This is a genomic window from Streptomyces sp. RLA012 (assembly GCF_056270325.1).
Genome location: NZ_JBWDPA010000002.1, coordinates 6,670,081 through 6,681,469, shown reverse-complemented (window position 1 = coordinate 6,681,469; position 11,389 = coordinate 6,670,081). Strand labels below are relative to the sequence as shown.

Sequence of the window (11,389 nt, the reverse complement as noted above, 5' to 3'; positions counted from 1 at the left end):
GGGGGAAGTACTGGGCGGGGGTGGGGACGGGGGGACCGCACTCGGAGAGTGCGGAGTCAACGGGGATGCCGCACTCGGGGAGCGCGGGGTGAACGGTGGTGCGGATGGCGGAGGCGGGGCCGGGGAAACCCCGCCTCATCAGGGCCGGTTCAGGGGGCGTGGCCGCGGGAGCATGGGTCGTCATGACCGTTGGGTTCGTCATGACGCAGGCTCCGTGAGTACGCGGTCCACGGGGACCTCCGATGTGACGATCACACCGGAGGGGTCTAGGTCGGCCGGGCCCGGCATCACACTGCCGGGCAGCTGTACGGCCGCGGCGCCATGGGCGACGGCGGAGGCGAGGGCCTCCGGGCCGCGGCCGCCGGCGATCAGGAATCCGGCGAGGGAGGAGTCACCGGCGCCCACGTTGCTGCGGACGGCATCCACCCGTGCGCTGCCGAACCAGGCGCCCGCGCCGTCCACGAGCAGCTGCCCGTCCGCGCCGAGGCTCGCGAGCACGGCGGCCGCGCCCATCTCGCGCAGTTCCTCGGCGGCCTTGACGGCGTCGCCGACGGTGACGAGAGGGCGCCCGACGGCTTCGGCGAGCTCCTCGGCGTTGGGCTTCACCACGTCGGGCCGCTCGCGCAGCGCCGCGAGCAGCGCGGGGCCGGAGGTGTCCAGCGCGATCCGGGCCCCGGCCGCGTGGGCGCGGGCGACGAGCTCGGCGTACCAGGAAGGAGCGAGTCCGCGCGGCAGGCTGCCGCAGCAGGTGATCCAGTCGGTCTCGCCGGAACGATACTGCTGACGGACCGTCTCAAGGAGCAGCTCCGCCTCGGCGGGGGTGAGTTCGGGCCCGGGGGCATTGATCTTCGTGAGCGTGCCGTCGGGTTCGGCGACGGAGATGTTCGAGCGGGTGGCTCCGGCGACCGGGACCGGCGCGACCTCGATGCCCTGCGCGTCGAGCAGATCGGCGACAAGTGCGCCGGGCGCACCGCCCAGCGGCAGTACGGCCACCGTGCGCTGCCCGGCCGCCGCGACCGCGCGCGAGACGTTCACGCCCTTGCCGCCCGGGTCCATGCGCTCGCCGGTGGCCCGGATGACCTCGCCGCGGTCGAGCGACGGGACCTCGTACGTACGGTCGAGGGAGGGATTGGGGGTGACGGTGAGGATCATGCGCGCACTACTTCCGTGCCACCGCGCTCGATGTCGGTGGCGTCTTCGGGGCTCAGACCGGTGTCGGTGATCAGCAGGTCCACATCGCTCAGGTCGCCGAAGCGGGCGAAGTGCTCCTGGCCGTGCTTGGAGGAGTCGGCGAGCAGCACCACGCGGCGCGCGGCGCGGACGGCCGCACGTTTCACGGCGGCCTCGGCGAGGTCGGGGGTGGTCAGTCCGTGCTCGGCGGAGAAGCCGTTGGCCGCGACGAACAGGACGTCGGCACGGATCTCCGCGTACGCGCGCAGCGCCCAGGCGTCCACGGCGGCGCGCGTACGGTGTCGGACGCGCCCTCCGACCAGGTGGAGCTGGATGCCGGGGTGGTCCGCGAGGCGGGCCGCGATCGGCAGGCTGTGTGTGACGGCGGTGAGCGTCGCCTCCAGCGGGAGGTCGCCGGCGAAGCGGGCGACCGTGCTGCCCGCGTCGAGGATCATCGTGCCCTCGTTCGGCAGCTCGGCGAGGGCGGCCAGCGCGATGCGGTCCTTCTCGTCGGCCGCGGTGGACTCGCGTTCGGCGAGGTCGGGCTCGAAATCCAGGCGTCCGGCCGGTATGGCGCCCCCATGCACCCGCCGCAGAAGTCCGGCGCGGTCGAGGGTCTTCAGGTCGCGGCGGATGGTCTCCGCGGTGACCTGGAACCCCTCGGCCAGAGAGAGCACGTCCACCCGGCCGCCGTCACGGGCGAGCCGGAGAATCTCCTGCTGCCGCTCCGGTGCGTACATGTCCGTTCGCCTCCGATTCACGTCGTGCTGATGCCCGAACCTGTGGTTTCAGTCGGGAGGCTACGCCCGGATTTCCGGAAAGTAAACAGGTTCGGGCGCGATGTGGGCACAAACGGACTTCGGGTGAAACAGAACTGCCCGGCGGATTGCGCATGGGCGCAACCCGCCGGGCAGTTCGGCCGAAGCCTGACCAACGGTCAGGGGACGAGTATCGGCTCCGTCTGCGGCGCCACGTCGGCTGCGTCCGCGCCGCCCGCGCCGCCCGCGTCGCCCGCGTCGCCCGCGTCGCCCGCGGAGGATCGCCCCGGCAGCGCGAACATCAGCAGGAAGATCGCCACCATCACCGCCGCGACCCAGCCCAGCGCGTGCTGGAAACCGTTCACAAAGGCCGGGCCCACCTGGGCGGGGGTCAGCCGGTCGCCGATCCCGCCGAAGAAGACCACGGACACCAGCCCGAGCCCCAGCGCGTTGCCCATCTGCTGCACGGTGTTGATCAGCCCGGACGCCGAACCGGAGTGCTCGCGCGGCACCTCCGACAGCACGGCGTCCGTCAGCGGGGCCACGATGAAGCCCATGCCCACGCCCATGACCACCAGCGGCAGCACCATCTGCCAGGAGTGGATGCCCGATCCGTACCGCTCGGACTCCCCTATGTAGAGCAGCACCCCGGCCGTCATGATCAGCGCGCCCGCCTGCAGCACCTTGCGTCCGAAGCGCGGGACCAGCAGCTGCACCGACATACCCGCGGCCGCGGACACCCCGATCGAGAAGGGAACCCCGGTCAGCCCCGCCCGCAGCGGGCTCCAGCCCAGCCCGACCTGCATGTACAGCGTCCAGACCAGGAAGAAGATGCCGAGCCCGACCCCGAAGACGGTCTGCACGGCGATGCCCGCCGCGAAGCTCTTCACCTTGAACAGCGACAGCTCGATCAGCGGCGAACCGTCCCGCGCCGCCTTCCGCCGCTCGTACGCCACCAGCGCGGCGAAGACGACGAGGGCGCCGCCCATCGACAGATATCCCCAGAGCGGCCAGCCCAGCTCACGGCCGCGCGTCAGCGGGTAGAGCAGCATCAGCAGACCGAGCGTCACGAGGGAGACGCCGACGAGGTCCAGCTTGAGGGCCTGCGGGGCCTTCGACTCACTGATGAACCGCCGGCCCAGGATCAGGGCGGCGATGCCCACCGGCAGGTTGATGAGGAAGATCGGCCGCCACTCCAGGCCGAAGAGGTTCCACTCGGTGAGCAGCGCGCCGAGCAGCGGTCCGGACACCGCGCCCAGCCCCACGATCGCGCCGAAGAGACCGAAGACCTTGCCCCGCTCGTGCGCCGGGAAGGTGGCGTGCACGATCGACAGCACCTGCGGCACCATCATCGCGGCCATCCCGCCCTGCAGAATGCGCGAGGCGACCAGCATCTCCGGGTTGGCGGCGAAGCCGCACAGCGCGGAGGCGATCGTGAAGCCGGCTATGCCGACGAGGAAGAGCCGCTTGCGGCCGTGGATGTCACCGAGCCGCCCACCGGTGATGAGCCCGGCAGCGAAGGCCAGCGCATAGCCGGCGGTGATCCACTGGATCTGGCTGAAGGACGCGCCCTCGTCCCGCTGGATCGACGGAATCGCGATGTTGACGATCGTGACGTCGACCAGGTCCATGAAGGCCGCGGTCATCACGATGGCGAGGGCGAACCAGCGCCGCCGGTCGGCCACGGCGGCCGGGGGCACGGCGGCCGGGCCGTGCGGCTGCTCGCCCGGGCTGCTGGGGGTGGTCTCGGTGGAGGTCATGGACCGAAGGTAGAGCTCCACTAGGTCAGATCATGTCCTAGATGTACGGCACTCTGGAGAACATGACGACGGACACTCCGGCCCGGCTCCTCCAGTTGCTCTCCCTCCTCCAGACGCCCCGCGAATGGCCCGGCGGCGAGCTGTCCGAGCGGCTCGGGGTGTCCCGGCGTACCGTCCGCCGCGACATCGACCGGCTCCGGGAGCTGGGTTATCCGGTGCAGGCGACGAGGGGTGCCGACGGCGGGTACCGGCTGGTGGCGGGCAAGGCGATGCCGCCGCTCGTGCTCGACGACGAGGAGGCGGTGGCGATCGCGGTCGGGCTGCGGGCCGGCGCCGGGCACGCCGTCGAGGGCGTCGACGAGGCCTCCGTACGGGCCCTCGCCAAACTGGAGCAGGTGCTTCCGTCCCGGCTGCGCCACCGTGTGTCGACGCTCCAGGCCGCGACCACCCCGCTGACCAGCGGGGACGGGGCGAGTATCGCGCCCGAGACGCTGACCGTGATCGCCGCGTCGGTGGCCGGGCGGGAGCGGCTGCGGTTCGCCTACCGCTCCGGGGACGGCACCCCGTCCCGACGCCTGGCCGAGCCGTACCGGCTGGTCTCCACCGGCCGCCGCTGGTACCTCGTCGCCTACGACCTCGATCGCGACGACTGGCGCACCTTCCGCGTCGACCGGGTCGCCGAGCCCTTCGCGACCGGCGCCCGCTTCGCACCGCGCGAGCTGCCGACGGGGAGCGCGGCCGAGTATCTGCGGCAGTCGGTGTACGGGCGCCAGGAGACGTACGACTTCGAGGTCACCTTCGCCGCACCTGCCGAGCTCGTCGCGGCCCGGCTGCCCCAGTGGATCGGCGCGCCCGAGCCGATCGACGAGCACAGCTGCCGGCTGCGCGCCTCCGGCAGCGGTTCGCTGGAGTGGCTGGCGGTACGGATCGCGATGACCGACTGTGAGTTCACGGTGCACCGGCCGCCGGAACTGGTCACGTTCGTACGGGAGTTGGGTGGCCGTCTGACCCGGGCGGCGGCGGGCGGTTCGTGAGGTGGCCGCCGTCGGGAAGGGCGCCGCTTCACCCCACCGCCGCATCCCGGCCCGCTCGCACCGAACCCCAGGGCGATTACACCGAACCCCAGGGAAAGTCATGCAGCGCGTCAAGGTGCCGCACCGCGAGGGCGACCGGTCCGGCGGGGCCGTCGGCCGGGTCGTCCCCGGCGGCCCAGGCCTCCACCGCCACCCGCACCGCCGCGCTGGCCACCGCGGCGCCGAAACGCACCTCGGCCCCGCCGCCGCCCGCGGAAACCCTCGCCTCCAGTACCGCGGCCAGCGCCCCTTCCGCCCCCTGGCAGGCCTCGCCCCACACCCTCAGCAGCGCCGGACTCCGCTCGGCCAGCCGGAGCAGGGAGCGGACCCACTCCATGGACTCCGGCCGCACCCCGACGCCGGGCGTGAGGGTCTGGACGACGGCGTGCTGGAGCGCCTCGGCGACGGACAGGCCGGCCGGGGCGTCGCGTACGGCCTCGGCCCACTTCTGGACACCCGCGGAGAAGAGGGGGGCGAGGCACTCTTCCTTGGCGGCGAAGTAACGGTAGAAGGTGCGCGGCGCGACTCCGGCGGCCCTGGCGATGTCCTCGGTACGGGTGGCCTTGAGGCCGTCCCGCATGAACAGCGCGGCCGCGGCCCGGGCGATCTCCAGCCGGGTGGCGGCCTTGCGCCGCTCCGTCAACGAGGGTCCGGCAGTGGTCGATGAACCCCCGACACCCACAGTCCCCGCCGGGGAACCCCGTTCCGCACCCGTCACGGACGGCAGGTTATGCCCTTGTGGCACAATCTGCCATCCGGGTCACCCCGGGGTTCAGGTTCGGGGTGGCCCGTCCCGCACGCCCGTCCCGCACGCCCGGACCATCGCAGCACGGACCCGCCGGAGGCGAAAAAGGAGCCGAGCCCCGGCGCCAGGGGGGGGAAGGCGCCGAAGCTCGGCTCTGGAAGAGTCCCGGCGCGGGGGGGGAGTGCGTCGGGACTCGGTTCTGGGGGGTCTTGGGGTTGTGCCCCGGGACCCTGAACCCTGGGCCCTGAAGTCTTGTGCCCAGAGCCCAGCGAGTTGAAGCGGCGTTACATGGCCATGTCCGGTCGAGTTATGGCCGACGTCCAACGTATGCGGACGTCCAACACCATCTGGACGCACCGCACGGGTTCATGAAATCCGACGTATCCGCCGGATCCGTACGAACCATACGTGGCGCACCAACCACATGAACCACGCAAACCGCCCGAACCGCAGATATTCTTACGCCGCCGCGTCGAAGCCCGTGTCACGGGCCAGCTTCTTCAGCTCCAGAAGTGCGTGCTTCTCGATCTGGCGGATGCGCTCGCGCGTGAGCCCGTGCTCCTTGCCGACCTCCGTGAGCGTGCGCTCCCGGCCGTCGTCGATGCCGTACCGCATCTTGATGATCGAGGCGGTGCGCTGGTCGAGGCGGCCGATCAGGTCGTCCAGCTCCTCGCTGCGCAGCAGCGTGAGGACGGACTGCTCGGGCGAGACCGCGGAGGTGTCCTCAAGGAGGTCACCGAACTGGGTGTCACCGTCGTCGTCCACCGCCATGTTCAGCGAGACCGGGTCGCGGGCCCAGTCCAGGACGTCCGTCACACGCTCCGGGGTGGAGTCGAGCTCGGCGGCGATCTCCGCGTGCTCGGGCTCGCGCCCGTTCTTGCGGTTGAACTCGCGCTGCACTCGACGGATCCGGCCCAGCTCCTCGACCAGGTGCACGGGGAGGCGGATCGTGCGCGACTGGTCGGCGATGGAACGGGTGATGGCCTGCCGGATCCACCATGTGGCGTAGGTCGAGAACTTGAAGCCCTTGCGGTAGTCGAACTTCTCGACGGCGCGCACCAGACCCGCGTTGCCCTCCTGGATCAGGTCGAGCAGGGGCAGGCCGCTGCGGGGATACCGCCGGGCCACGGCCACGACCAGTCGCAGGTTCGAGCGGATGAAGACATCCTTCGCGCGCTCGCCCTCGGCGACCAGCGCCTCAAGTTCCTCACGGGTCGCGTCCGACTTCGGGGCATCCACCTCGTCGTCGAGGATCTGCCGCGCGAACACACCCGCCTCGATGATCTGGGAAAGCTCGACTTCCTTGGCGGCGTCGAGCAGGGGCGTACGCGCGATCTCGTCGAGGTACATGCCGACCAGGTCGCGGTCGGCGATCTCGCCGCCTACGACGCGAACACTGCGTGCCGCGTCGCGGGTCTCGCCGGTGGCGGACTGACGACGGGCGACGGCACGGGTTGCCATGCGTGCTCCCTTGCGATGGTGGGCTTGCGGGTCCTGGTGGCTGCTCCGGCACTCACCCGAGTGCCCGGCATCCGAAGGAAACAACGACTGGAATCCGGACAGAATTCCCAACCCGTCCCCCTCTTTTTCTGATCATGCAGTACCCTGTGCCGCCACAACGGGAGGTCGGATGCCGTCGGAACATACAGAGGTGCAGGTCAGGCCAGGAGTCGAGGGTGACCTCGACGCTCTCACGGACATCTACAACCACTACATACGTGAGACGCCCATCACGTTCGACACCGCAGTCTTCACTTCGGAAGAGCGCCGCCCTTGGCTGCTCTCCCACCCTGAAGACGGCCCGCACCGCATGATGGTTGCCACGGGCACGGACTCACAGGCAATTCTTGGCTACGCGACCAGCAGCGCGTTCCGTCCCAAGCCCGCCTACGTCACCTCGGTCGAGGTCACCATCTACCTCGCCCCGGACGCGGGCGGCCGCGGTATCGGCACACAGCTCTACAAGGCCCTCTTCGACGCACTCGCCGACGAGGACGTGCACCGCGCCTACGCGGGCATCACCCAGCCCAACGAAGCGTCCGCGCGGCTGCACGAACGCTTCGGGTTCCGGTACGTCGGTACGTACCGGGAGGTGGGCCGGAAGTTCGGCCGGTACTGGGACGTGGCCTGGTACGAGAAGGACCTCTGAACCCGGTACGAGTACGAGAAGGGCCTCCGGCCTCCTGGAGGGGATCGGTTCGATGCCCCGGACGGGCTCGGCCCGACGTCCTCGGCGGACCCCGACGTCCTCGGCGGACTCAGCCGAACTGGACCGAGCGCTTGGCCAGTCCCAGCCAGAAGCCGTCGATCACCGACCGCTGCGCGTCCAGTTCGCCCGTCGCCTCCGCCGCGCCCATCGTCACGAAGAGCGGGGCGAAGTGCTCGGTGCGGGGGTGGGCCAGCCGGCCGGCCGGGGACCTGTGACCGAAGTCGAGCAGGGCGTCCCAGTCACGGGCGTCCAGTGCGCGGTGGCCCCAGTCGTCGAACTCCACCGACCAGGAGGGGATGCCGCCCTGTCGCAACGCGGCCAGGTTGTGCGTGAAGAAGCCGGAGCCCACGATCAGGACGCCCTCGTCACGCAGCGGCGCCAGCTTGCGCCCGATCTCCATCAGCTTCACCGGATCGAGGGTCGGCATGGAGATCTGCAGGACAGGGATGTCGGCCTCGGGGAACATCTCGACGAGGGGGACGTACGCCCCGTGGTCGAGGCCGCGGTCCGGGATGTCCTGGACCGCGATGTCCTGGACCGCGATGCCGGGCGCGCGCAGCAGTTTCCGTACGGACTCGGCGAGTTGGGGGGCGCCGGGAGCCGCGTACCGGACCTGGTAGTAGTGCTCGGGAAAGCCCCAGAAGTCGTGGACGAGCGGTACGGTCTGGACCGCGCCGAGGGCCAGCGGGGCCTCCTCCCAGTGGGCGGAGACCATCAGGATCGCCTTGGGACGGGGCAGCTCGGCGGACCAGGCGGCCAGCTCTCCGGGCCAGACCGGGTCGTCGGCGAGCGGCGGGGCGCCATGGCTGAGGTAGAGGGCGGGCATGCGCTCCCGCGGCGTGCGCCCCTCGGTGACGGCAGACGTGGCGACAGACATGGCGGCTACTCCCTCCGGGGGTTCCCTCATCAGACCGATTGGCCGGTTAATTGAACTCTCAAGCTATCCCGCATGACGATACCCGCGATTTGTTTAAGATTCAAGAAGAGGCTCGTACAGTGGAGTCCATGACTACGGCATCCGCATCCGCCGATGAGCCGCTCTGGCTCACCGCCGACGAACAGCGCACGTGGCGTGCGTACATGCATGCCGCGACCCTCCTGGAGGACCATCTCGACCGTCAGCTGCAGCGTGACGCGGGTATGCCACACGTCTACTACGGCCTGCTGGTCCAGCTCGCGGAGGCACCGGGCCGACGGCTGCGGATGACCGAGCTGGCCATGAACGCGAAGATCACCCGCTCCCGTCTCTCGCACGCGATCGCCCGCCTGGAGAAGAACGGCTGGGTACGCCGCGAGGAGTGCCCCTCCGACAAGCGGGGCCAGTTCGCGGTGCTCACCGACGCCGGCTACGAAGTGCTGAGCAAGGCCGCGCCGGGCCATGTCAGCGCCGTACGGCAGGCCTTCTTCGACCGGCTCACCCCCGAACAGCACAAGGCCCTCGGCGAGGCCATGCGCCTCATCGCCGAGGGGCTGCAGCCGAAGGACGCGGGCGCCGACCTGCCCTGGCTGCGTTAGCGCTCCGCTGGGGGGCACTTTTGGCTGCGGGTCGGTGGGGGCTGGGCGCGCAGTTCCCCGCGCCCCTTCGAGACGGGGCTGGGCGCGCAGTTCCCCGCGCCCCTTCAAGGCGCGGGCTGGGTGCGCAGTTCCCCGCGCCCCTTCAAGGCGGGGCTGGGCGCGCAGTTCCCCGCGCCCCTTCGAGACGGGGCTGGGCGCGCAGTTCCCCGCGCCCCTTCGAGACGGGGCTGGGCGCGCAGTTCCCCGCGCCCCTTCGAGACGGGGCTGGGCGCGCAGTTCCCCGCGCCCCTTCGAGACGGGGCTGGGTGCGCAGTTCCCCGCGCCCCTTCAAGGCGCGGGCTGGGTGCGCAGTTCCCCGCGCCCCTTCAAGGCGCGGGCTGGGTGCGCAGTTCTCCGTGCCCCTTCGAGGCGCGGGTCCGCCCCGGCTCCGATGTGTTCGGAACCGGGGCGGACCCTGGGAATCGTACGGGCGAGGCGTCCCCACCCCGCGCCCGTACGCGAAGCACCTACGGGTGGGGGATCAGTGGGCGATCACCGGCACCTTGAACTCGTCCTCGGCGCCCTCGCCCGCTCCGGTGCCCGCGGTCATGTCCGGGCGTCCGGTGTTGACCAGGGTCCCGGCGATCACCGCGGCGACCGCCAGGATGCCGACGGCGAACCAGATCGCGTTGGTGTAGCCGTTCACCATGCCCTGCAGCTGGACGAGCTGCTGCTGCGACTTGGAGGCGGCGCCACCGATGTGGTCCTTGATGTACGAGGTGGTCGCCGAGGCGGCGATCGTGTTCAGCAGAGCCGTACCGATCGCGCCGCCCACCTGCTGCGAGGTGTTGACCATCGCGGAGGCGACACCGGCGTCCTGCGGCTGCACACCGTAGGTGGCGAGCGACATGGCGGGCATGAACGCCGTACCCATGCCGAGGCCGAGCAGCAGCTGGGCCGGGAGCAGCAGACCCGCGTAGGAGGAGTCGACCTCCATCTGGGTCAGCAGCAGCATGCCCACGGCGGCCAGCGCGAAGCCCGGCGCCATCAGCAGCCGCGGCGGGACGCGGGTCATCAGACGGGCGCCGATCTGGGTGGAGCCCGTGATCATGCCCGCGATCATCGGCAGGAAGGCGAAGCCGGTCTTGACCGGCGAGTAGCCCTTCACGATCTGCAGGTAGTAGGTCAGGAAGAGGAACAGGCCGAACATCGCGATGATCGCGAGGCCGAGCGAGAGGTAGACGCCGCCACGGTTGCGCTCGGTGATGACGCGCAGGGGCAGCAGCGGGGCCTTGACCTTGGACTCGACGAACACGAAGGCCGCGAGCAGCACCACCGAGGCCACGAACAGGCCGATGGTCGTGGAGTCGCTCCAGCCCTCGGACTCGGCACGCGTGAAGCCGTAGACCAGGGAGACCAGACCCAGGGTGGAGAGGATGACGCCGGGGACGTCGAGCGGCGAGCGGTTGCGGCCACCGGCCGGCTCACGGATGACGAAGTACGCGCCGGCGGCGGCGATGATCGCGAACGGGATGTTCACGAAGAAGGTCCAGCGCCAGTTCAGGTACTCGGTGAGGAAGCCGCCGAGGATCAGGCCGACGGCGCCACCGCCACCGGCGATCGCACCGTAGATGCCGAACGCCTTGGCGCGCTCCTTGGCATCGGTGAACATCACCGCGAGCAGCGAGAGCGCGGCGGGCGCGAGCAGTGCGCCGAACGCACCCTGCAGCGCGCGGGCGCCGAGCAGCATCGCCTCGCTCTGCGCGGCGCCGCCGATGGCGGAGGCGCCCGCGAAGCCGATCAGACCGGTGACAAAGGTGCGCTTGCGGCCCCACAGGTCGGCGATCCGGCCGCCGAAGAGCAGCAGACCGCCGAAGGCGAGGGCGTAGGCCGTGATGACCCACTGACGGTTGCCGTCCGATATCCCCAGGTCCTGCTGGGCGGAGGGCAGCGCGATGTTCACGATGGTCGCGTCGAGGACGACCATCAGCTGGGCGAGTGCGATGAAGGCGAGCGCTTTCCAGCGGTTGCTGTGTGCGTCGGCGAGTTCGGCCGCCGACCGTGCCGAGGCTGAGGTGCCTGTTTCAGACATGGGGATACCCACTCCGGTACTTCGCAGTGAAAAAAGGTGAGGGACACTCACGGGAGCCGACGGCTCGTCGTCGTCGACGGCCGTGAGC

The 11,389-nt window shown here is 70.7% G+C and carries 10 protein-coding genes; 3 read left to right on the top strand and 7 right to left on the bottom strand.

From position 1 onward, the window contains the following. Positions 1-198: 198 nt before the first annotated feature. From pfkB to RV986_RS30770, 3 genes are all read right to left on the bottom strand, one after another. Entirely contained in the window at positions 199-1,152 is a 954-nt protein-coding gene (gene pfkB / locus RV986_RS30780) for a 1-phosphofructokinase (protein ID WP_475920500.1), read from the bottom strand. Beyond that, complete coding sequence (locus tag RV986_RS30775; RefSeq protein WP_475920499.1) at positions 1,149-1,910, bottom strand: DeoR/GlpR family DNA-binding transcription regulator; 762 nt, start codon at positions 1,908-1,910, stop codon at positions 1,149-1,151. The genes pfkB and RV986_RS30775 overlap by 4 nt, the downstream gene beginning before the upstream one ends. A gap of 197 nt (positions 1,911-2,107) precedes the next feature. Continuing rightward, on the bottom strand, positions 2,108-3,688 hold the full coding sequence (locus tag RV986_RS30770; RefSeq protein ID WP_475920498.1) for an MFS transporter: 1,581 nt from the start codon (positions 3,686-3,688) through the stop codon (positions 2,108-2,110). Between the two features lie 62 nt (positions 3,689-3,750). Here RV986_RS30770 and RV986_RS30765 point away from each other — a divergent pair, with 62 nt between their 5' ends. After that, positions 3,751-4,722 (top strand): helix-turn-helix transcriptional regulator, encoded by a 972-nt coding sequence (locus RV986_RS30765; protein ID WP_475924492.1) that lies wholly within the window; start codon positions 3,751-3,753, stop codon positions 4,720-4,722. A 76-nt stretch (positions 4,723-4,798) separates the two neighbouring features. On the opposite strand, the gene RV986_RS30760 is transcribed toward RV986_RS30765, so the two are convergent. Together RV986_RS30760 and RV986_RS30755 are read right to left on the bottom strand one after the other, a co-directional pair. Then, the gene (locus tag RV986_RS30760; protein ID WP_475924491.1) at positions 4,799-5,374 is read right to left on the bottom strand and encodes a TetR family transcriptional regulator; all 576 of its coding nucleotides are present in this window, start codon (positions 5,372-5,374) and stop codon (positions 4,799-4,801) included. A gap of 591 nt (positions 5,375-5,965) precedes the next feature. Next, positions 5,966-6,967: a sigma-70 family RNA polymerase sigma factor gene (locus RV986_RS30755; protein ID WP_475920497.1), complete on the bottom strand. Its 1,002-nt coding sequence runs from the start codon at positions 6,965-6,967 to the stop codon at positions 5,966-5,968. Positions 6,968-7,136: 169 nt separating this feature from the next. On the opposite strand from RV986_RS30755, the gene RV986_RS30750 reads away from it, so the two are divergent. Further along, positions 7,137-7,655 (top strand): N-acetyltransferase family protein, encoded by a 519-nt coding sequence (locus tag RV986_RS30750; RefSeq protein WP_475920496.1) that lies wholly within the window; start codon positions 7,137-7,139, stop codon positions 7,653-7,655. A 109-nt stretch (positions 7,656-7,764) separates the two neighbouring features. Here RV986_RS30750 and RV986_RS30745 read toward each other — a convergent pair whose 3' ends face one another. Further along, a complete protein-coding gene (locus RV986_RS30745; protein ID WP_475920495.1) occupies positions 7,765-8,592 on the bottom strand; it encodes a dioxygenase family protein in 828 nt (275 codons plus the stop codon). A gap of 128 nt (positions 8,593-8,720) precedes the next feature. Between RV986_RS30745 and RV986_RS30740 the strand changes: the two genes are divergently transcribed. Continuing rightward, a complete protein-coding gene (locus RV986_RS30740; RefSeq protein ID WP_475920494.1) occupies positions 8,721-9,230 on the top strand; it encodes a MarR family winged helix-turn-helix transcriptional regulator in 510 nt (169 codons plus the stop codon). A gap of 520 nt (positions 9,231-9,750) precedes the next feature. Here the strand turns inward: RV986_RS30740 and RV986_RS30735 are convergent. Further along, on the bottom strand, positions 9,751-11,301 hold the full coding sequence (locus tag RV986_RS30735; protein WP_475920493.1) for an MFS transporter: 1,551 nt from the start codon (positions 11,299-11,301) through the stop codon (positions 9,751-9,753). Positions 11,302-11,389: the final 88 nt, after the last annotated feature.